Below are 20,904 nucleotides of genomic sequence, written 5' to 3' on the forward strand. Positions count from 1 at the left end.
AAACGGCCGCGATCTCCGAGTCACTCGGAGATCGCGGCCGTTCTTGTTTTCAGAGCCGTCAGTTTTCAGGGCCGTCAGTTCGGCGGGGTCCCCGCAGGCGGTGCGGGTTCACCTCCGGGCGGAGTCGCATCCGGGGGAGTCGCGCCCGGTGCCGGAGCTGCTGGAGCTGCCGGGGATGCGGGTGCTGCCGGAGCCCTCACGGAACCGTCACTGATGTAGATCGTGACGGTCGAACCCGGGATCGCGGACCCGGACGGCGAAACTCCGGTGACCGTTCCCGCGCGTGCTCCGGACGCCGTGGTCACGGAATTGACCGTGAAGCCGGACGCCTGCAACCTCGACGTCGCCGCCGACTGGCTCAGGCCGACAACCTCGGGAACCTGGCCGTTCTGCGATCCCCGTGCGTACTTCTCGTCGATCGGAGGCAGCGAGGTGGGCCCGAAGTTGTTGGCGACCGGGTTCATTGCCGCGAACCAGGATCTCGCCGGTTCGGTACCGCCGTACAGGTTGCCGCTGTAGCAGGGGCGCAGCGGGCTAGAGCAGATCTCTCCCGGCGTCGGGGAGTCGCCGAAGATGTAGACAGCGGCAGCGAGGTTGTTGGTGAAGCCGAGGAACGCCGAGGACTTGTGGGTCTCGGTGGTACCCGTCTTGCCCGACATCGGCAGGCTCCATCCGGCGCTGCTTGCAGCTCCGGCAGACGTACCGGCGCCGACGTCGTCACGGCTCATGGCGTTGGCGAGTGTGTCTGCCAAGCCGGGCTCGACAACCTGCTCACAGCCCTGCTCGGTGACGGCCACAGGCTTGCCGTAGCGGTCGAAGACCGAATCGATGGGACTCGGCGGGCACCACTTGCCGTGCGAGGCGAGAGTGGCCGCGACGTTGGAGAGTTCGAGTGGGTTGATCCAGGTGGGACCGAGGGTGAACGAACCGAGGTTCTGTTCCTTCTGGAAGTCGGCCATGCTGCGCTCGTCGAAGCCCGAGGTGTTGGGATCAGCGTACGAGCGCATGCCGAGACGGACGGCCATGTCGACGGTCGGCGTGACGCCGGTTGCCTCGATGAGCTTGACGAAAGCGGTGTTGGGGGACTGTGCCAGCGCGTCGGTCACGGACAGCGTCGGCGGGTAGTTGCCGGCGTTCTCCACGCAGTAAGTCGACACCGGGCAACCGGCCGCACCACCGCTACCCATGCCCTTGGCTTCGAATCGCTTGGGCACGTCGAGCGTCGCGTTGATACCGAGGCCCTTCTCCATCGCCGCAGCCGTCGTGAAGATCTTGAAGACGGAACCCGCACCGTCACCGGCAAGGGAGTACGGCTGTGCCTGGACGGTTTCGTCGGCGTCGGCATTGAGACCGTACGTGCGACTGCTGGCCATCGCGATGACCTTGTGTGAATCCTGGCCCGGCCTGATCACGTTCATCACGTTCGCGATGCCGTCGAGGTTGGCGCTCGCGTTCGCGTTCAGTCCGGCCTTGGTGGACGCCTGGACCTGCGGATCGAGAGTGGTCTTGATGAGATAACCACCCTCGTTGATCTGGTCGCGCGTGATTCCGGCGTCCGAGAGGTACTTCAGTGCGTAGTCACAGAAGAATCCGCGATCGCCTGCAGCGATGCAGCCGCGCGGCAAGTTGTTGGGGGTTTCCAGGACGCCGAGGGGCTCTTCCTTGGCGGCGCGGAACTCGTCGGCACGATCCGGAATGTTCGTGATCATGGTGTCGAGCACGGTGTTACGACGCTCGGTCACGCCCTCGACGTTCGTGTACGGGTTCAGTGCGGAGCTGGACTGAACCATGCCGGCAAGCATCGCCGACTGGGGAACGGTCAGATCTGCGGCATCGACGCCGAAGTAGGTCTGAGCGGCGTCCTGGATGCCGAAGGATCCGTTGCCGAACGGTACGAGGTTGAGGTACCGGGTGAGGATCTCGTCTTTCGTGAGTTCCTTGTCCAGCGTCAGGGCCATCCGGATCTCGCGGATCTTTCGGGCCGGGGTGGTCTCGATGGCAGCGCGGCGCTCGGCATCCGTCTTGGCCACGACCAACAGTTGGTAGTTCTTCACATACTGCTGATCGAGTGTCGACGCGCCCTGCTGCACTTCACCGGTCGTCGTGTTGGTGAGGAAGGCACGCAGCGTTCCCTGCCAGTCGACGCCCTTGTGGTCGGGGAACCGGCGGTCCTCGATGGAGACGATCGCCAACTTCATGTTGTTGGAGATCTTCTCGCTCGGGACTTCGAAGCGTCGTTGGTCGTAGAGCCAGGCAATGGGATTGCCTGCCGCATCGACCATGGTGGACACCGCGGGGACCGTGCCTTCGACCAGTTCGGCCGAGACGTTGTCGACGGTATCGGCGGCGCGGTTGGACGCGAATCCGAATCCGCCCGCCACTGGGAACATCACCCCTGCGACCAGGACACCCGCCAATGCGGAGCTTCCGGCGAGCTTCGCCACTGTTTTTGCAATCGACACGATCTACAGAGTACGTGTGCCCACCCATTGGAACCGGTTTCAGTGTTTTGGGGGTGTTCAAAACCTTCTGAACACGCGCTTTGTACTGCCGTACCAAAAAATGCTCCCGAGCGTCTTGCGTTAGGGCCGTTCTTTACCTAAATTGTGATCAGTGTGATCGACGTAACACTCGATCACGAATGTGTCTCAGCTTTCACCGTGCTACCGCGGGGACGGCTGAGATGGTGCGCTGCTCGCCCTATGGCGACGGTCAGACTTTGTAGAGGGGACCCAGAATGTACACAGCCACCCCGAGTAGCCGTTTGGACATCGAGCAGGCCGAGGCACGAATTGCCTGGGTAACTAAGGCACGATGCCGCGAGGTCGACCCCGACCAACTTTTTGTTCGTGGCGCCGCGCAGCGCAAGGCGGCCACCATCTGCCGTCACTGCCCGGTCCTCATGCAGTGCGGAGCAGATGCTCTCGACAATCGTGTCGAGTTCGGTGTGTGGGGCGGAATGACCGAGCGTCAGCGCCGTGCACTGCTCAAGCAGCACCCCGACGTCGACTCCTGGTCCGAGTTCTTCGAAGACCAGCGCCAGCATCACTCAGCAGTCTGATCCAGGCCGATCGGGGGGATCAGCCCTTACGAGTGAGCTGATCTCCCACCGCGCGCAGCGCCTCGAGGTCCGAGACCTCGAACGGTAGCGACGGAACACCGATCAGCGGCACCCTCGGGTGAGCTGCGGTGAATCGACTCAGCAAGGCGATCTCCCGCTTCGCGATCACTGCCCGATGGGCATGGATGCGGAGAACGGCTGCGGTGAGGGCTTCGGCCTCGGTCGCACTTTCCTTCGCTTCCAGTTTGTCGGCGGCGGTCACCGCATGATCGGCAGGCAGAGCCGTCAATGTCGGGTGCGTGCGGTTGAGAACCAGACCGGCCAACGGCATCGAGTCGCCCGCAAGGCGATCGACGAAGAACGCCGCCTCGCGAAGAGCGTCGGGTTCGGCCGCTGCGATCACCAGGAAATGAGTCCCCGGCTGACGTAGCAACTCGTAGGTCTTCGTTGCGCGTTCACGGAAACCGCCGAACATCGAGTCGAGCGATTGCACGAATGCCGATGCATCCGAAAGCATTTGGCTTCCCACGATGGTCGAGACACCCTTCAGTGCCAAGCCCATCGCGCCGGCCACGAGCCTGGTCAGGCCACGGCCGGGTGCAGAGAGCAGCCGGATCATCCGTCCGTCGAGGAATGTGCCGAGCCTCTGCGGGGCGTCGAGGAAGTCGAGCGCATTGCGCGACGGCGGGGTATCGACGATCACCAGATCCCACGCGTCGTTCGACGCAAGCTGCCCCAACTTCTCCATCGCCATGTACTCCTGCGTTCCGGAGAACGATGTGGCAACGGTTTGATAGAAGGGATTCGCCAGGATCTGCTCGGCCTTCTCAGGGCTCGAATGCTCGATGACCATCTCGTCGAAAGTCCGACGCATGTTCAGCATCATTGCGTGCAGTTCGCCCGTGGCCTCGGGACCCAGCTTCACCGGCTGCGGAGTGTTGTCGAGTTCGGCCACACCCAGGGCCTGTGCGAGGCGGCGGGCCGGATCGATGGTGAGGACGACTACGCGTCGGCCCTCTTCGGCTGCACGCAACGCCAGGGACGCGGCCGTCGTGGTCTTGCCGACGCCACCTGCGCCGCAACACACCACGATCCGGGCCGTCGGGTCCTTGATGATCGCCGAAATATCGAGGGCAGGAGCTGCGCGTCGGCCGGTCCTGGAACTGCCGACCGTCACGTTCTCGGTGGTCTCGGTCATCACACGCCCTGTTCCGTGAGGTATTCGGCAAGCTCGTACAGCCCACCGAGATCGACGCCGTCGGCGAGTGCGGGAAGTTGCACCCGAGCCCCGTCGATCTCGCGGAGCTTCTCGGCGCTGGATTCTTGAGCTTCGAGCACCGAGGCATGCTCGATCGTCTCGGTGAGCAGGCCTGCGAAGTCGTCGTCGGACAGATCGATGCCGACGTCCGAGAGTGTCGACCGGATCGAAGCCGCGTCGATATCGCCGGCAGCGGCACCGGAGAGTTGGTCTTCGGGCAAGAACCTCGGGCTGGCGCGGTTGACGATGATGGCACCGAGGTTGAGGTCGTCGCGCGCCAGTTCTGCGGCGGCGTCGGCAGTTTCCTGAACGGGCAGCGCTTCGAGAAGTGCAACAAGATGTACGACGGTCTCCGGCGAGTGCAGCAGCCGAACGACGCCTTCACTCTGGGAGTGCACCGGGCCGCCCTTGGCGAGATCGGCCATCGCCTTGGTGACGTCGAGGAAGCTGCCGATTCGTCCGGTCGGGGGAGCGTCGACGACAACGGCGTCGTACACGCGTTTGCCGGTTCGATCGGTGCGGATGACGCACTCCTTGATCTTGCCGGTGAGCAGAACGTCGCGAAGGCCGGGAGCGATGGTGGTGGCGAATTCGATGGCGCCGAACTTACGCATCGCCCGGCCGGCGAAGCCGAGGTTGTAGAACATTTCGAGGTATTCGAGGAACGCGGTCTCGATGTCGACGGCCAGAGCCATCACTTCACCGCCACCTTCGGCGGCCGCGACCTTGGTCTCCTGCGGTGGAAGCGGCGGTACGTCGAAGAGCTGCGCGATTCCCTGGCGGCCCTCGACTTCCACGAGGAGAACGCGCTTGCCGCCTTCGGCCAACGCGAGCGCCAACGCGGCGGCAACCGTGGACTTACCGGTTCCGCCTTTACCCGACACAAAGTGCAGGCGGGCCTTCGTCGCAGACTCGGGCCAGGTCCTGCTCAGCTCATCTTGGGATGCAACCACACCGCGAGCCTATAAGTCTGGGGCCGAAGATGTACGCGGGATAGGCTCACCGCATGAGCGAAATAACTTCCTGGGAATACACCGTGACTCCGTTGCTGGTCCACAATCCGAAGGCAATTCTCGACAACTGGGGTGTCGACGGCTGGGAACTCGTGGCAGTCCTGCCGAGCGCGTCGGGCGAGCAGCACGTCGCGTACATGAAGCGTCCGAAGGGCTGAATCACATGGCAGAGGCAACACAGACCTGGTCGGAGCGTCTCGCCGAACTGGGCATTGCACTTCCCGCCGTCGCGGCACCCGTTGCTGCGTACGTTCCCGCGGTTCGCAGCGGCAACCACGTGTACACGTCGGGTCAGCTCCCGTTCGTCGACGGAAAACTGGCGCTGACCGGCAAGCTCGGTGCGGGCGTGTCGGATGACGACGCCAAGGCTGCGGCTCGCACCTGCGCGCTCAACGCTCTCGCTGCCATCGACGCCCTGGTCGGCATCGACAACGTCGTTCGCGTTGTCAAGGTTGTCGGCTTCGTGGCATCCGCCGAAGGATTCACCGGTCAGCCCGGCGTGATCAACGGCGCTTCCGAATTCCTCGGTGAGGTGCTCGGCGACGCCGGTATCCATGCTCGTTCGGCAGTCGGCGTGGCAGAGCTTCCCCTCGGCTCTCCGGTCGAGGTGGAACTGATCGTCGAAGTTCGCTGATGTCGACGGTCCATCCCGCCTACGCGCAGCTTCGCCGCGTCACCGACATCGCTTCGGTCTTGCTCGAAAACAATCCGGGCATGATGACGCTGGACGGTACGAACACCTGGATTCTGCATGCTCCCGGCAGCGTCGAGTGTGTTGTCGTCGATCCGGGCGACAACGACGAGGAACACCTGCAACGTGTCGCTGGTATCGGTCCGGTTGCGCTGACCTTGATCACGCACCGGCACTACGACCACACCGGCGGGGTGGACCGTTTCCATGAATTGACCTCGGCTCCGGTGCGTTCCGTCGACCCCACTTTTCTACGCGGGGGTGCTTCGGCGCTTGTCGACGGTGAAGTGATCGAGGTGGCGGGTCTGAAGCTGCGGATCCTCGCGACTCCGGGACACACCGCTGACTCGGTGTCGATAGTCATCGAGAACGATGCGAGCGTGCTGACGGGCGACACCATTCTCGGCCGCGGCACCGCAGTTCTGGACGACTCCGACGGCGATCTGGGGGATTACCTCACATCACTGCGGTCGTTGGCCGCACTCGGCGAAGGACTGACGGTTCTTCCCGGGCACGGTCCGGACCTGCCCGATCTGCAGGCGATTTCGCAGCAGTACCTTGCTCACCGCGAGGAGCGTCTAGCCCAGGTGCGGGACGCTCTGACGACGTTGGGGGAGTCGGCATCGGTGCGCGAGGTTGTCGAGCACGTCTACTCCGACGTGGACCCGAAGCTGTGGCCGGTGGCGGAGAAATCCGTCAACGTGCAGTTGGCGTATCTGCGCCGCTGAGGCGCTCGGCGCCGACATGATGAGCTGAGTTGTGTAGCCGAACTGCCGCCATCTATGCCGATCGAGGTATAGCTGGCGGCAGTTTTTGCATTTGTTTGATATGGGTCACGGGCCAATAGTTAGTCCATGACCTCACAATGCGACGGATGGATCCGCAATTACGTGGACGGCTCCTATGTCGAACCCGACGAGTCGTCGAGCTTCGATCAGGTCGACCCAGCAACGGGCCGTGTTCTCGCCCGGGTCCACGAGGCCGACAAGGCCCTGGTCGATCGGGCCGTGACCTCTGCCAGACGTGCTCTGGACAACGGTTGGGCCGATACGCCGGTCCGTGAGCGGACGGCTCTGCTGCGACGCGCCGCCGACCGGATCGAGGAGCGATTCGAAGAGTTCGTCGCCGCAGAAATGGCGGACACCGGCAAGCCGATCACACAGGCACGCGAACTCGACGTCGCGCGCGCCCTGACGAACTTCCGCACTTTCGCCGACATCGTCGCCGCGGCCGGACAGGAATCGTTTGTCACGGATCTCGCGGGTGGCAAGCAGGCGTTGAACTACGCGATCCGCAAGCCGCTCGGCGTCGTCGCCGTCATCGTTCCCTGGAACCTGCCGCTGCTTCTCCTGACCTGGAAGGTAGCGCCCGCGCTCGCGTGCGGGAACTCCGTGGTGGTCAAGCCCTCCGAGGAAACCCCAGCGACGGCGTCGTTGCTTGCCGAGGTACTCGAAGAAGTCGGCCTGCCTGCCGGTGTCTACAACGTCGTCCACGGGTTCGGAGCGAACTCCGCCGGCGAGTTCCTCACCACGCACCCCGGCATCGACGGTGTCACCTTCACCGGATCTTCGGCAACCGGTTCCCATGTCATGAAAACCGTTGCGCCGCGAGTCCGTCCGGTCTCGTTCGAACTCGGTGGCAAGAACGCCGCGATCGTCTTCGACGACGTCGACATCGACGAAGCGTTGACGGGTCTGACCAAGTCGGTGTTCACCAACACCGGCCAGGTCTGCCTGTGCACCGAACGGGTGTACGTGCACCGCAGTATTTTCGACGACATCGCCGGTGGACTCGTCGAGCGGGCAGCAGGATTGCGTCTGGGCGACCCGACGCTCGATGCAACGACGACTGGACCGCTCATTTCGCAGGCGCACCGGAAGAAGGTTCTCGGCTACTTCGAGATCGCCGAGCAGGAAGGCGCGAAAGTGCTGACCGGCGGCGGTATTCCGGACCTCGGACAGGAACTGTCGGGCGGATCGTGGATCGAACCCACCCTGTGGACTGGCTTGACCAACAAGGATCGCGTCGTGCGCGAGGAGATCTTCGGACCCGTTGCAGCACTCATTCCGTTCGAGACCGAAGCCGAGGCGATCGCCTTGGCAAACGACACCGAGTACGGCCTCGCTGCCTCTGTGTGGACCAACGACCTGCGCCGTGGACACCGCGTCGCGCAGAAGATGAACGTCGGAATCTCCTGGGTCAACACGTGGTTCACCCGCGAACTGCGATCTCCCTTCGGCGGTATGGGCCTGTCCGGTATCGGACGTGAGGGTGGCGAGTCCTCGCTGCACTTCTACACCGAACCGACGAATGTATGTGTGCAACTGTGAACATCGAAACCGCAAAAGTTTTCCAGAAATGAGCGAGGCGTGATGACAGCCCCCGAAGACACCGTATCCGCGCTCGCGCGTCGCCTCGACGACGCTGCGCAGACTCGCACCGACACCCCGAGCCTCGCCGACGAATACACCATCGACATCGACGAGGCCTACCGGATCCAGAACGAACTCCTCGAACGACGAACCAGCCGTGGCGAATCGATTGTGGGTATCAAGCTCGGCTTCACAAGCCAGGCGAAGATGGCGCAGATGGGCGTCTCCGAAGTGATCGTCGGTCAGTTGACCGACGCGATGTGCGTGAGCAACGGCGGCGAAGTCGACCTGAGGAAGTTCATTCATCCCAAGATCGAACCCGAAGTGGCATACCGTCTGTCGAAGGACGTCGATCTCGACGATCCGAACGTCGACATCGAAACCTGCGTCGATGCACTGGCTCCCGCAATGGAGATCATCGACTCGCGCTATCGCGACTTCCGCTTCACCTACACCGACGTCGTCGCTGACAACACCAGCGCTGCCGGGTATGTGATCGGGCGGTGGCTGCCGCTACAGAACGTCGAAGACCGTTCCGTACGTATGGAGGTCGGCGGCGAGACGGTAGTCGGTTCCACGTCGGCCATTCTCGGCGATCCGGCGCGCGCTTTGCATGCACTGCTCGACATCGCCCGCCGACGCCGAATTCCGTTGCGCGCCGGTCAGGTAATTCTGGCCGGTGCCGCCACAGCAGCTGTGCGACTCGACGAGGGCGTCGCACAGTGCACGATCGACGGACTCGGAACCGTCACGGTGAAAGGTGTGAAGCGATGAGTGGGGCGCAGGTCATCGAGAAGCTGGCGAAGCCGCGCGGAAAGTTCCCCCACGTCAAGGTGGTCGGCGATTTCGTCTATGTCTCCGGGACCAGTTCGCGTCGACCCGACAACACGTTTGTCGGCGTCGAGGTCGACGAGATGGGGACGACGGCGCTCGACATTCGGGCGCAGACGCGTGCCGTCATCGAAAACATCGCGGCAATCCTCGCCGAAGTGGGTGGAGAACTCAGTGATCTGGTTCAGGTCACCTCCTACCTGGTGTCCATGAACGACTTCGGTGGATACAACGAGGTGTACGCCGAACTGTTCGACGAAAACGGTCCGACGAGAACGACTGTGGCTGTTCACCAACTGCCCCACCCGCATCTGCTCATCGAAATTTCCGGCGTGGCGTACGTGCCCGCCTCCAAGCGCTCAGCGTCCGAAGATACGGAGAATGCATCATGACCACGATTCCTCCCGTCATCGACTTCAAGAAGTGGATCGACGACAACCGCCACCTGCTGCAGCCGCCTGTCAACAATCAGACGATGGCGCTCGGAGACGACTTCATCGTGCAGGTCGTCGGCGGACCGAACCAGCGGACCGACTACCACCTCGATCCGTACGAGGAGTGGTTCTACCAGCTCGAAGGCGACATCCACGTCAACGTCATGACCGAGGACGGTCCTCAGCGTGTCGACATTCGTGAGGGCGAAACCTGGTTGCTGCCGGGAGACATTCCGCATTCGCCGCAGCGTCCCACGGCGGGCTCCATCGGCCTGGTCATCGAACGCGTCCGCAAGGAAGGCACGCTCGAGAAGTTCCAGTGGTACTGCCTCGAATGCGATCACAAGATTCACGAGGTCGAACTTCAGGTGCGCGACATCGTGGCCGACCTTCCGCCGGTGTTCGTCAAGTTCTACGAGAGCGAAGAAGCCCGCACGTGTGACAAGTGCGGCACCCTCCATCCCGGCAAGGGCTGAGTGATGAGCAACCTGATCGACATCCACACCCACTACGTGCCCAACGGGTGGCCGGATCTGACCGAAGACGCGGGGCCGCAAGCGCCGTGGCTGAAGGTCGAGTCGGAGACCGAAGCCATGATCATGATGGGCACCAAGGAGTTCCGCCGCATCCAGTCCGATGCCTGGGACGCCGAGGTGCGGCTTCGGGACATGGATGCCGACGGCGTGCACACGCAGGTCGTCTCGCCGACGCCGGCATTCTTCAATTACGGCCGAAGCGGCGAGCAGGCAAGTCGCATCGCACGGATCTTCAACGACCTCGCGCTCGAGATCGTGGAGCCGGCGAAGGATCGGTTGATTCCGTTCTGCCAGGTGCCTCTGCAAGACACCGACGCAGCGTGCCGTGAGCTCGAGCGGTGCATCGCGAACGGGCACCGCGGTGTCGAGATCGGCAATCATGTGGGCGATCTGGACCTCGACAGCGAGGGCGTGGTGACGTTTCTCCAGCACTGTGCGTCGCTTGACGTGCCGGTATTCGTGCACCCGTGGGACATGGCCAACTCTCCGCGCCTCGATCGCTGGATGGCGCAGTGGCTCACCGCGATGCCGGCCGAAACGCATCTGTCGATACTCGCGCTGATTCTCGGTGGGGTGTTCGACAAGATCGACGATCGTCTCAAGATCGGATTTGCGCACGGTGGTGGATCTTTCGCGTTCTGGTTGGGCCGGATGGAAAACGCCTGGCACGGCCGCAACGACATCATCGGTACGTCGGAGTTCCCGCCTTCGCATTACCTGGGTAGGTTCTACGTGGATTCCGTCGTCTTCGACGAGCGCGCACTGCGACTGCTGGTGGACACGGTGGGGGTGGACCGTGTGATGGTGGGTAGTGATTACCCGTACCCCTTGGGGGAGCGTCCGGTCGGTGAGGTGGTTCGCAAGAGTGAGTTCTTGGACGATACTGCGCGCCAACTGATTTCGCGGGGGAATGCCGAACGCTTCCTGGGTCTCGTCTGAGACCCCGGCTATACCCTTTCCGGTATGGCGGACGGTGATTTCGGCATTTGTGAGTCATGTCTCGAGCGAGCACAATTCCAGACACAACGATCGACGACGCTCGTGATGCCGACAATCCCGAAGACGGGGTCGGTGACTACAGATTTCATCGTCCGCCTGCCCCATCCAATCGATAGGTTCCGCGATGTCAGACAAGATATCCAACAGCACAACGAGTGACGGAAAGCCGTTGCCGGAGAAAGCTGCCCGTAGCCGAGTTGCCATGGCAACTCTGGCCGGCACAACTCTCGAATGGTACGACTTCTTCCTCTACGGCACAGCCGCCGCGCTGATCTTCAACAAACAATTCTTTCCGAGCCTGAGCCCCACGGCCGGCACGCTGGCTGCCTTCAGCACCTTCGCCGTCGGATTCATCGCACGGCCGGTAGGTGGGCTCGTGTTCGGGCACTTCGGTGACCGGATCGGGCGCAAGGCCACACTCGTGGTCTCCCTGGTGATGATGGGCGTCGGGTCCACACTCATCGGCCTCATCCCGAACTACGATTCCATCGGATTCTGGGCGCCCGTCCTCCTGGTGGCCATGCGCGTCGTTCAGGGCATCGGTCTGGGCGGTGAAGGCGCCGGTGCGACACTCATGTCGATGGAGCACGCGCCGGCAGGGCAGAAGAATCGTTATGCAGGTTTCCCGCAGATGGGCACACCCGCCGGACTGGTTCTCGCCAACGGCATCTTCCTGACGACCAACGCCGTGATGTCGGACTCGGCATTCGCTTCGTGGGGTTGGCGAATCCCGTTCCTGCTCAGCTTCGTTCTGGTGGCGATCGGTCTGGTGATTCGCCTGCGCGTCACCGAGTCGCCGTCATTCGCCGGGATCATGGAGAAGGGCGAAATAGTCCGCTTCCCGCTGCGTGAGTCGCTCAAGGTCGGCTTCCCCCGTTTGTCTCTCACGCTTGCCGCGTGCTTGGCGAACTCCGCCGTGGCGTACGCCTTCATGGTGTTCACCCTGTCGTACGGAACTCAACATCTGGGCTACGACAAGCAATTCCTGGTGCTCAGCGTGACCGCGGCCGCAGTCCTGTGGTTCCTTTCCATCCCGTTCTGGACCAAGATCGCTGACAAGTACGGGCGTCGACACATGTTCATCGGCGGATCTGCCGCAATCCTGTTGTGGTGCATCGTGTTCTTCCCGCTACTGAACACCGAGAACAAAGTGGTCGCTGTCATCGCGTTCCTGGGTATGGGTCTGATCGTGCCGGTCACCCACTGCGTTCAGGGCAGCATCATCGCCGATACCTTCCCGGCCAAGGTCCGCTACTCCGGTTCGTCTCTGATCCTTCAGAGTGGTGCGATTCTCGGCGGTGGACTGGCGCCGATGATCGCCACCGCACTGCTGGACGCCACCGGGTCTTCGGTAGGCGTCACCTGGTACCTCGCCTCGATATGCACAATCAGCCTGGTCGGCGCCATCGCACTGTTCAAGATTGTCCCCGATTCGTCGCGGGGCTTGGAACACGAGGAGATTCGCGTCTCCGAAAACGCCTGAGTACTGGATTGATCCGACATCGGCCCGTTCCCCCGCGCGGGGGAACGGGCCGATCGGCGTTTCACGGTCGCATGAGCTCAGCTGCAAAGGACTCCAGCGTCGCGATCAGGGCCTGCGCGGACGGGCTCGACGTGCGAGTCGCCGACGAGGTGATGCCGACGCTGTGCCCGATCGGATCGAGTGTGATGGACAGGGTGGTCAAGCGCGCGTCGTCGCGGGGGATGAGGCTCGGTAGGACCGCGATCATGTCGGTCTCGACCAGCAGCTGGCGCACGGTGAGGAAAGAGGTTGCCTCGACGCGGTTTTCGGGCAACGGCAGGCCGTTGCGGGCGAAGAACTCCTCGAGCTCGCGGCGGAGCACTGTCTCGACCCCGGGAAGGATCCAGGGGAAGCCGCGTAGTTCTTCGAGTTGGACGTCCTCGCGGTGAGCGAGCGGGTGATCCACACGGGTGACGAGTTCGACGGACTCCGCGTAGAGGTTCCGTCTTGTCGCGGTGTCATCGGTAGGTGAGGTGAGCCGGCCGACGATCAGGTCGATTCGGCCCGCTTCCAGATCGGTGAGCAACTGTTCGGGCGTACCTTCGCGCACGATGACGGTGAGCAGCGGGTGGTGAACCTTCAGGCGTGCGATAGCGCCGGGAAGCAGCACGTTGGATCCGGCGAGATGTGTTCCCACGATGACGGTTCCGCGATTGGCGTCGGCAAGTTCGACGACGTGCCGCCCGGCTTCGGTCAGCTGCGCGATCACGGCCCGCGCATGAGTTGTGAAGGCCTCGCCGAAAATGGTCGGGGTGATTCCGCGTGGCCCGCGGTCGAAGAGCGAGACACCGAGAATGGACTCGATGTCGTGCAGACTGCGGGTCGCGACGGGTTGTGTGATGTGAAGTGCGGCAGCGGCGCCGACCACGCTGCCCTGACGGCTCAATGCGTCGACGAGCAGGAGATGGCGGAGTTTTAGTCGCCCGTCGAGGAGCTTGGGCATGTCCATGGAGCAATCCTAGACGGGATTGCCGCGAGTGGGTAGGCGCCCGAAGTTGCTCAGAAGAAGGTGATTCCGATCGGTTGGGCCGAGGTGTACTTCTCCCAGGTTTCGCTGCTGTCCGGACTTCCCGTGTGCGCAAACGACGTCCAGTGCCGGCGTATCCGACGGCCCAGTGCGTCGATGCTCTGCCAGTCGCTGCTGCCCAGCATCGGTGAGCTCTTCCAGGACTGCTCGGTTCCCAACATGAAGGGTAGTTCGATGCAGTGAGTGGCTCCGAAGACGTCGTCCGTCGGTGCCCAGTCGAAGCGATACGTGTACACCGACGCGCCGGCCGCTGTGAAGGCGTCGGCCAGCTCCATCGCCGGTTCGGCAAACATGTTCTGTGTCAGTGCCTTTTCGGCGACGCGTTCGGGATCGGGTACTCCCGCCACGTCGCGCACGAAAGCGGATCCCTCGTCGCGGGTGTATCCCACGATGACGTCCGGCGCTGTTTCGAAAGTTCGGATCACCGGATCCAGTTCGGAAATCGGTGCGAAGGGCGGTTGCACGACGTTAGGGGACCGCCGGCTGAACTCGATTGCGGTGCTGCGGAATGCGTCGAGAATGCGGGAGAGTGGCGCGGTCCGAGGATCTCCGTCGAGCAGTCGGGTAAATGTTTCACCGTTCTCGATCGCGGCAGCCTGCGTGAAGTTGAGGTCCGGCCGTGGGGTGCTCTGCAGAATTGCTCGATGGAACAGAGTTCGAGAGTTGTTACTGCTCAACAGATTTACGATCGAATGAGCGCCGGCCGACTGCCCGAACACGGTGACCGAGTCTGGGTCGCCGCCGAATGCCTCGATGTTCTCGCGCACCCACTCGAGCGCTGCGATCTGATCGTGGACCCCGAGATTGCCTTCGCTCACGCCGTCGAGGAGGAGATATCCGAGCACGCCGACGCGGTAGTTGACCGACACCACGACGACGTCGCCCTCGGCTGACAAAGCGCCGCCGTCGTACCAGGGGAGGGAGCCGCCGCCACTGGAGTAACCGCCACCGTGAAGCCAGACCATCACCGGGCGATGACCGGTCAGCGACGGGGTTGTGACGGTGACGGTGAAGCTGTCCTCGCTCTGCTCCGGTTCGGGGAGCGGTGGCCCCATGATGCGCTCGAGCCGTGAAGGTGGTTGGGGGAAGACCGTTCCAAGCGCTGTGGCGTCGAAGACGTCGGAGAACGGTCCCGCCGGCCGCGGCTTCTCGAAGCGCGGTGCGCGGGCGTAGGGGATCGCACCGAAGTAGTAGGAACCGTCACGCTTTAGACCGCGGATCTTCCCCGAAGCTGTGGATGCGATCACCGTCTCGGACGAGGGCATGGGTTCCTTTCCTCTTGTGCATACCTTTTCGAGCATGCCAGGTGCATGCCGCGGCACAAATGCCTTTGTGGTCGTGCGGTATGCGTTACGGCTGGAGTGCCTGTACCAGTCGATCTTCGAGTCGCGTCGTCACTCGGCTGTATAAGGCACCGTCGTCCAGGGCTCGGGACATCACTATTGCGCCTTGGATTCCGGCCACGGCTTCTTCGGCGAGTCCGGTGGAATCTTCGGCTCCCACGAGTGCCGCCTCGAGCGCCGCGGTCCATTCGTCGAAGTAGGTTCGCACCTTGGCGCCGAAGCGGTTTCGCTCTTCACCGAGTGCAAATGCGCCGAACAGGCAAATGCGTTGCCCTGACCGAAAGTAGTCGGCGACGGTAGCGAACATGCTCTGGATGCGCTGCCGCGGTGGAACCGACTCTGCTCGAAGCGGTTCGAAGACTTCGGTGCGAAACCATCCGTCGACCTCGTCGAGTACGGCCTCGGCCATCTCTTCCTTCCCGCGTGGGAAGAAGTTGTAGAGACTGCCTTTGCCCAAACCGGTGTGTTCGGTGATGACCGCCAGGCTTGCTCCGTCGAACCCGTAGGTTCGAAACACGTTCGCGAGGGCGGGGATCGTGTCCGAGCGTTCAGCTACCTGTCTGGCCATGGATTCATCCTTTCATCACAGACCCAACTCGCTCAGGCCTGGATGATCTTGCGGGCGTGGTCCGGTCGAATCCCAGAAGAACTTTCGTTCGGACTCCGCGATGGGGACGTCGTTGATGCTGGCATGACGGTGGTGCATGAGGCCGTCCGCGTCGAATTCCCAGTTCTCGTTGCCGTAGGAGCGGAACCACTGCCCGTCGTGATCGTGCCACTCGTACGCGAATCGCACGGCGATGCGGTCGTCGCCGTGTGCCCACAACTCTTTGATCAGCCGGTAGTCCAGCTCGCGGGTCCACTTCTCGGTCAGAAGTTCGACGATTTCGGATCGGCCGGTGACGAACGTCGACCGATTGCGCCACCAACTGTCCGGCGTGTAGGCCAGCGACACCTTGTGCGGATCGCGTGAGTTCCATCCGTCCTCGGCGAGGCGGACCTTCTGGACGGCGGTTTCGTGGGTGAAGGGCGGAATCGGTGCTCGGACGGTCATTGCGTGGCCTCTCGATCGGATGTGTACCTATCGGTACATACTGTACCGATAGGTACAACAAGAGTCCAGGGAATGACTTCGGCCGCCCCCAACGAAGTGGGAGCGGCCGAAAGAGTCGAGAAGGAAGAAACTAGCGGGCGCGACGAGCCAGACGCTCGGAATCCGAGATCAGAACGCTCTTGCCTTCGAGGCGCAGCCATCCGCGGTGTGCGAAATCGGCGAGCGCCTTGTTGACGGTCTCGCGGGAAGCGCCGACGAGCTGGGCGATCTCTTCCTGCGTGAGGTCGTGAGTGACGCGCAGGGCGCCACCTTCCTGAGTGCCGAAGCGCTGCGCGAGCTGCAGGAGCGCCTTGGCCACACGGCCGGGAACGTCCGTGAAGATCAGGTCGGCCAGGGTGTTGTTGGTACGACGCAGTCGGCGGGCGAGAACGCGCAGCAGCTGCTCGGCGATCTCGGGGCGCTGCTGGATCCATGCCTTGAGAGCGTCGCGGTCCATGCTCACGGCGCGAACCTCGGTGACGGTCGTAGCCGTCGAGGTGCGGGGGCCGGGGTCGAAGATGGACAGTTCGCCGAACATGTCGGACGGGCCCATGATCGTCAGTAGGTTCTCGCGACCGTCGGGTGAGCGTCGACCGATCTTCACCTTGCCGGACACGATGATGTACAGGCGGTCACCGGGTTCACCTTCGTTGAAGATGACATGTCCACGGGGGAAGTCGACGGGCTGCAGCTGCTTTGTCAGCGCCGCTACCGCTGAGGGCTCGACTCCTTGGAAGATGCCGGCTCTTGCCAGGACGTCGTCCACGTGCGCTCCTTGTTGGGATTTGTTCGTTTGTGGTGTCATTTTTGCGCTAACTATCTTTGTACCCGCGCTGCGCACAAACCGTCGTACACAGGCTCAGCCCTCATGAGTGAGACACTGTGTCCAATGCAATCTGTGTTCAATGCAACAGGTACGGCATCGAAGTCTACGTCCCGATAGCTCGCGACGAGTGATTGATGCCACGTAAGAGCCGAAAATTCTTCCGGAATCCGCTGCGGTGACTACTTTGTATGGCCGTCAACTTGCCCGTTGTGTCCGGATTTCGCCCAGGCTGGCGCTCTCGGGAGCCTCCGACTGACGGCCCTTCCGCTTCCGGTGGAAGCGAGCGAACGCATGGGGAAACCCATCGCTTGCCAGGCGGGCGACGTCGTCGTGACTTGCCTGATCGAGGAAGTCTTCTACTTCGTGCTCTTGAACCGAGAGCCGACGCAATCGCCCTTCGACTCGTTCCATCGCCAGGGCAAAGAGCATCAGCAGTAGCGGAAAGAGAATTACTGCGAGTCCTTGCATAGGGGGAAGTAAACACGTCGAAGGTCTCAGAATCGACACGACGGAGTCTCCACTCATGTCGTATCCGTACAGTTGTCTGAGTGCAGACCACCCCGACAGGCAGTTCAGAGCAGCGGAAGAAACCGCGTTCGGGGGGTGCGCGGAAGGAAGAATCACACCTCGGATTGGTACGCCGGGCGCGTCGGATGAATCGCGAGCTCGCTGTGGCTTTCCCGCACGTGTATTGCGAACTCGACTTCACGACTCCGTTGGAACTGGCAGTGGCGACAATCCTGTCGGCGCAATGCACTGACGTCCGCGTCAACATGGTCACGCCGGCGCTCTTCGCCCGCTATCCCGACGCGAAGGCATACGCGGAAGCCGATCGGACCGAACTCGAGGAGTACATCCGCTCCACCGGCTTCTACCGGAACAAGACGACGTCGTTGATCGGACTCGGTCAGGCGCTACTCGAACGCCACGACGGTCAGGTCCCGAACAAGCTCGAAGATCTGGTGAAACTCCCAGGCATCGGACGCAAGACCGCGAACGTCGTGCTGGGCAATGCCTTCGACATCCCGGGAATCACCGTCGACACCCACTTCGGTCGGCTCGTGCGCCGGTGGAAGTGGACCGAGGAAGAAGATGCCGTCAAGGTGGAACACGCCGTCGGGGCACTGATCGAACGTAAGGAATGGACACTGCTCTCGCACCGCGTGATCTTTCACGGCCGACGGGTCTGCCACGCGCGCAAGCCCGCGTGCGGGGTGTGCGTTCTCGCCAAGGACTGCCCGTCGTACGGACTCGGCCCGACCGACAAAACCGAGGCCGCGGCCCTGGTGAAAGGCCCCGAGACCGACCATCTGCTCGCCCTGGCAGGGTTGTGATCGCCGATGACAAGTGCTGGAAGATGGTCTCTCGCTGCGCTCGTGGTCGTCGCGGCTCTCGTCGTGGCGATCTGGCCGCGCGGGGGAGACGACACGACGCCCACGTCCACGGGTCCGTCGTCGTCCGCGTATCAGCCGCCGACGTTCACTCCGTCGTCGGAATCGCTCGATCAACTCCGTAGCCAGGCCTCACTGGCTCCCTGTCCGACTCCGACGGGCGAAGCTCCGGCCGGCTCGGCGCTGGCCGGAATCACCCTCGACTGCGTGTCAGACGGTCGGCCCGTCGACCTTGCCGCAGCGGTCGGCGGAAAACCGACTCTGCTCAACTTGTGGGCGTACTGGTGCGCGCCATGCGCCGAAGAGCTTCCGTACCTTCAGGAATTCGCGGAGCGCGCCGAGGGCAGCATCAATGTTCTGACGGTGCATTCGGATCCGAATCAGGAGAACGCTTTGACGCGACTCATCGACTACTCGGTGCGTTTGCCTGGCGTCCAGGACGGTGACGGCAAGGTACGGATCGCAGTGGGCGCACCGCCGGTGCTGCCGGTGTCGGTGCTCGTGCGCGCGGATGGAACAGTCGCCAAGGTCTTGCCTCAACCTTTCCGCAGTGCGGACGAAATCGCCGCCGCTGCGGCGCAATATCTGGGAGTCGTCGTATGAGCACACCGGTTCCCGAGTGGTTGCGAGCTGTCGCCAGCACCGAGCCCACCGATCCACACCGGATCAACCCCGTCCTCGAGCGTCGCGCGCCGCGCGGGACCGTGACGCGTCCGGCCGCGGTGCTCGTGCTCTTCGGCGGACCGCGTGAGGCAGACCCTCTCGCCGTCGGCGGCTTGCCGGAGGGCGCAGACGTGTTGCTGACCCAACGCGCGTCGACGATGCGTCAGCACAGCGGACAGGTCGCATTCCCGGGCGGCGCCGCCGATCCGGGCGACGACGGCCCCATCGGCACCGCGCTGCGTGAAGCGCAGGAGGAGACCGGGCTCGATCCGAGCGGAGTTCAGCCGCTCACCGTGCTGCCGGAGATCTTCATCCCGCCGTCGGGTTTCGACGTGACGCCGGTGCTCGGCTACTGGGAGCAGCCGACGACGGTGGGGATTCAGGACGAGGGCGAGGTCGGACGGGTGGCCAGGGTGCCGCTGCGCACGTTGCTCGACCCCGACAACCGGTTTCAGGTTCGCCATCCCCTCGGATACCAGGGCCCGGCGTTCCGCGCCGACGGCATGCTGGTCTGGGGGTTCACAGCAGGAATCCTCGCGGCGCTGTTCACGGTGTCGGGCTGGGAGATTCCGTGGAACTACGAGGACGTGAGAGACCTGGACACAGCGCTGTCCGAGTTCGGTGAAGGTGTCGAGGATTCGGCGGTGCCGCGATGACAGGATCTCGTTGGGTGGACATCGCCATCGTTCTGGTCGCCCTCATCGCGGCCACGTCCGGATGGCGTCAGGGTGCGGTGGCGTCGGCGTTGGCGTTCGTCGGCGTGATCCTCGGTGCCGTCGCCGGAATTCTGTTGGCGCCACACCTGCTCGTGCACGTCACCGAAGGCAAGCTGCGCATCCTCGCGGGCATCTCGCTGATCGTGGTGTTGGTCATCATTGGCGAAGTCGCCGGCATGGTGCTCGGACGCGCGGCGCGCAGCGGAATGCACAGTCCGACGGCGCGATCCGTCGACAGTGTCATCGGTGCGGGTCTACAGGCGGTGGCCGTCGTGGTCGCGGCGTGGTTGCTCGCGATTCCGCTCACTTCTTCGTCGCAGCCGAATATTGCCGCCGCTGTTCGTGGTTCGGATGTTCTCGCCAGCGTGGACGAACTGGCGCCGCAGTGGCTGCGCCGCATCCCGACGGAGTTTTCGGCGTTGCTCGACACCTCCGGCCTGCCGGACGTCATCGGCCCGTTCGGGCGCACGCCCATCACCGAGGTCGAAGCACCCGACGCGAGCGTTCTGGCCAGTCCGTTGGCGGCGCAGTTGCGTCCGAGTGTTCTACGCATCAACGGCGTCGCACCGAGTTGCCAGCGCGCGCTCGAGGGATCCGGATTCATCGTCGCTCCCGAACGCGTCATGACCAACGCACACGTGGTTGCCGGAACCGAGAGCATCACGGTGGACACCATGGAGGGCGCGCTGCCCGCGCAGGTGGTTCTCTTCGACTCCGCCGTCGACATCGCGATTCTGGCGGTTCCCGGACTGGACGCACCGGTGCTGCCGTTTGCTCCGGAGCAGGCTCAGACCGGCGACAACGCGTTGGTGCTCGGTTACCCCGGCGGCGGTCCGTACACGGCCAGCGCAGCCCGCGTTCGTGAGGTCCTGAACCTGAACGGACCGGACATCTACAAGGCCGGAACCACTCAACGTGAGGTCTACACCGTCCGCGGATCCATCAGGCAGGGCAACTCTGGTGGGCCGATGGTCGACGATCAGGGGCGCGTCCTCGGCGTAGTGTTCGGTGCTGCCGTCGACGACAGCGACACCGGATTCGTCCTCACCGCCCAGGAAGTATCGCGCCAGTTGAACGCGGCTGCCTCGGCGTCGACGCCGGTGCCGACAGGCGCCTGCATTCTGTAGC

Annotated in this window: 23 protein-coding genes; 14 read left to right on the forward strand and 9 right to left on the reverse strand. The window is 63.3% G+C overall.

Features of this window, described 5'->3' with window-relative positions:
- Positions 1–74: 74 nt before the first annotated feature.
- Positions 75–2,444: a penicillin-binding protein gene (locus tag B0E55_RS23910; protein ID WP_003943525.1), complete on the reverse strand. Its 2,370-nt coding sequence runs from the start codon at positions 2,442–2,444 to the stop codon at positions 75–77.
- 293 nt (positions 2,445–2,737) lie between these two features.
- Here B0E55_RS23910 and B0E55_RS23915 point away from each other — a divergent pair, with 293 nt between their 5' ends.
- Positions 2,738–3,061, forward strand: a complete 324-nt coding sequence (locus B0E55_RS23915; RefSeq protein WP_019746605.1) for a WhiB family transcriptional regulator — start codon at positions 2,738–2,740, stop codon at positions 3,059–3,061.
- Positions 3,062–3,080: 19 nt separating this feature from the next.
- Here B0E55_RS23915 and B0E55_RS23920 read toward each other — a convergent pair whose 3' ends face one another.
- Positions 3,081–4,259, reverse strand: a complete 1,179-nt coding sequence (locus B0E55_RS23920; protein ID WP_029254327.1) for an ArsA family ATPase — start codon at positions 4,257–4,259, stop codon at positions 3,081–3,083.
- On the reverse strand, positions 4,259–5,272 hold the full coding sequence (locus B0E55_RS23925; RefSeq protein ID WP_019746607.1) for an ArsA family ATPase: 1,014 nt from the start codon (positions 5,270–5,272) through the stop codon (positions 4,259–4,261). The genes B0E55_RS23920 and B0E55_RS23925 overlap by 1 nt, the downstream gene beginning before the upstream one ends.
- Positions 5,273–5,325: 53 nt before the next feature.
- On the opposite strand from B0E55_RS23925, the gene B0E55_RS31955 reads away from it, so the two are divergent.
- The 9 genes from B0E55_RS31955 to B0E55_RS23965 all read left to right on the forward strand — a co-directional run bounded on the left by B0E55_RS31955 (position 5,326) and on the right by B0E55_RS23965 (position 12,678).
- Complete coding sequence (locus B0E55_RS31955; protein WP_003943454.1) at positions 5,326–5,490, forward strand: hypothetical protein; 165 nt, start codon at positions 5,326–5,328, stop codon at positions 5,488–5,490.
- A 5-nt stretch (positions 5,491–5,495) separates the two neighbouring features.
- Positions 5,496–5,966, forward strand: coding sequence for a RidA family protein (locus B0E55_RS23930; RefSeq protein WP_019746608.1), 471 nt, complete (start codon positions 5,496–5,498; stop codon positions 5,964–5,966).
- A complete protein-coding gene (locus B0E55_RS23935) occupies positions 5,966–6,751 on the forward strand; it encodes an MBL fold metallo-hydrolase (RefSeq protein ID WP_046377838.1) in 786 nt (261 codons plus the stop codon). The genes B0E55_RS23930 and B0E55_RS23935 overlap by 1 nt, the downstream gene beginning before the upstream one ends.
- Before the next feature lie 126 nt (positions 6,752–6,877).
- A complete protein-coding gene (locus B0E55_RS23940; protein ID WP_080910588.1) occupies positions 6,878–8,353 on the forward strand; it encodes a 2-hydroxymuconic semialdehyde dehydrogenase in 1,476 nt (491 codons plus the stop codon).
- Positions 8,354–8,395: 42 nt separating this feature from the next.
- Positions 8,396–9,169: a 2-keto-4-pentenoate hydratase gene (locus B0E55_RS23945; RefSeq protein ID WP_019746611.1), complete on the forward strand. Its 774-nt coding sequence runs from the start codon at positions 8,396–8,398 to the stop codon at positions 9,167–9,169.
- Positions 9,166–9,618, forward strand: a complete 453-nt coding sequence (locus B0E55_RS23950; RefSeq protein WP_019746612.1) for a RidA family protein — start codon at positions 9,166–9,168, stop codon at positions 9,616–9,618. The genes B0E55_RS23945 and B0E55_RS23950 overlap by 4 nt, the downstream gene beginning before the upstream one ends.
- Positions 9,615–10,136 carry a 3-hydroxyanthranilate 3,4-dioxygenase gene (locus B0E55_RS23955; protein WP_003943511.1) on the forward strand — a complete coding sequence of 174 codons (522 nt, stop codon included), beginning with the start codon at positions 9,615–9,617 and terminating at the stop codon, positions 10,134–10,136. Before B0E55_RS23950 ends, B0E55_RS23955 begins: the two co-directional genes overlap by 4 nt.
- Before the next feature lie 3 nt (positions 10,137–10,139).
- Positions 10,140–11,135, forward strand: a complete 996-nt coding sequence (locus B0E55_RS23960) for an amidohydrolase family protein (protein WP_020968257.1) — start codon at positions 10,140–10,142, stop codon at positions 11,133–11,135.
- Positions 11,136–11,319: 184 nt separating this feature from the next.
- Positions 11,320–12,678, forward strand: a complete 1,359-nt coding sequence (locus tag B0E55_RS23965) for an MFS transporter (protein ID WP_019746615.1) — start codon at positions 11,320–11,322, stop codon at positions 12,676–12,678.
- Between the two features lie 61 nt (positions 12,679–12,739).
- On the opposite strand, the gene B0E55_RS23970 is transcribed toward B0E55_RS23965, so the two are convergent.
- From B0E55_RS23970 to B0E55_RS23995, 6 genes are all read right to left on the reverse strand, one after another.
- The gene (locus tag B0E55_RS23970) at positions 12,740–13,666 is read right to left on the reverse strand and encodes a LysR substrate-binding domain-containing protein (protein WP_042950497.1); all 927 of its coding nucleotides are present in this window, start codon (positions 13,664–13,666) and stop codon (positions 12,740–12,742) included.
- A 50-nt stretch (positions 13,667–13,716) separates the two neighbouring features.
- Entirely contained in the window at positions 13,717–15,009 is a 1,293-nt protein-coding gene (locus B0E55_RS23975; protein WP_080910589.1) for a carboxylesterase family protein, read from the reverse strand.
- A gap of 85 nt (positions 15,010–15,094) precedes the next feature.
- Positions 15,095–15,655 (reverse strand): TetR/AcrR family transcriptional regulator, encoded by a 561-nt coding sequence (locus tag B0E55_RS23980; RefSeq protein ID WP_080910590.1) that lies wholly within the window; start codon positions 15,653–15,655, stop codon positions 15,095–15,097.
- Between the two features lie 15 nt (positions 15,656–15,670).
- Positions 15,671–16,141: a nuclear transport factor 2 family protein gene (locus tag B0E55_RS23985; RefSeq protein ID WP_080910591.1), complete on the reverse strand. Its 471-nt coding sequence runs from the start codon at positions 16,139–16,141 to the stop codon at positions 15,671–15,673.
- Between the two features lie 130 nt (positions 16,142–16,271).
- Positions 16,272–16,946 carry a Crp/Fnr family transcriptional regulator gene (locus tag B0E55_RS23990; protein WP_003943506.1) on the reverse strand — a complete coding sequence of 225 codons (675 nt, stop codon included), beginning with the start codon at positions 16,944–16,946 and terminating at the stop codon, positions 16,272–16,274.
- A gap of 255 nt (positions 16,947–17,201) precedes the next feature.
- On the reverse strand, positions 17,202–17,474 hold the full coding sequence (locus B0E55_RS23995; protein WP_019746620.1) for a hypothetical protein: 273 nt from the start codon (positions 17,472–17,474) through the stop codon (positions 17,202–17,204).
- An 80-nt stretch (positions 17,475–17,554) separates the two neighbouring features.
- Here B0E55_RS23995 and nth point away from each other — a divergent pair, with 80 nt between their 5' ends.
- From nth to B0E55_RS24015, 4 genes are read left to right on the forward strand one after another with little or no spacing between them, the layout of a single operon-like run.
- On the forward strand, positions 17,555–18,340 hold the full coding sequence (nth, locus tag B0E55_RS24000; protein WP_003943471.1) for an endonuclease III: 786 nt from the start codon (positions 17,555–17,557) through the stop codon (positions 18,338–18,340).
- 6 nt (positions 18,341–18,346) lie between these two features.
- Complete coding sequence (locus B0E55_RS24005; protein ID WP_020905971.1) at positions 18,347–19,000, forward strand: TlpA family protein disulfide reductase; 654 nt, start codon at positions 18,347–18,349, stop codon at positions 18,998–19,000.
- Complete coding sequence (locus B0E55_RS24010; RefSeq protein WP_019746622.1) at positions 18,997–19,716, forward strand: NUDIX hydrolase; 720 nt, start codon at positions 18,997–18,999, stop codon at positions 19,714–19,716. The genes B0E55_RS24005 and B0E55_RS24010 overlap by 4 nt, the downstream gene beginning before the upstream one ends.
- The gene (locus B0E55_RS24015) at positions 19,713–20,903 is read left to right on the forward strand and encodes a MarP family serine protease (protein ID WP_019746623.1); all 1,191 of its coding nucleotides are present in this window, start codon (positions 19,713–19,715) and stop codon (positions 20,901–20,903) included. The genes B0E55_RS24010 and B0E55_RS24015 overlap by 4 nt, the downstream gene beginning before the upstream one ends.
- Position 20,904: the final 1 nt, after the last annotated feature.

This window comes from Rhodococcus sp. 66b (assembly GCF_002076325.1).
Lineage (GTDB): Bacteria > Actinomycetota > Actinomycetes > Mycobacteriales > Mycobacteriaceae > Rhodococcus_F > Rhodococcus_F erythropolis.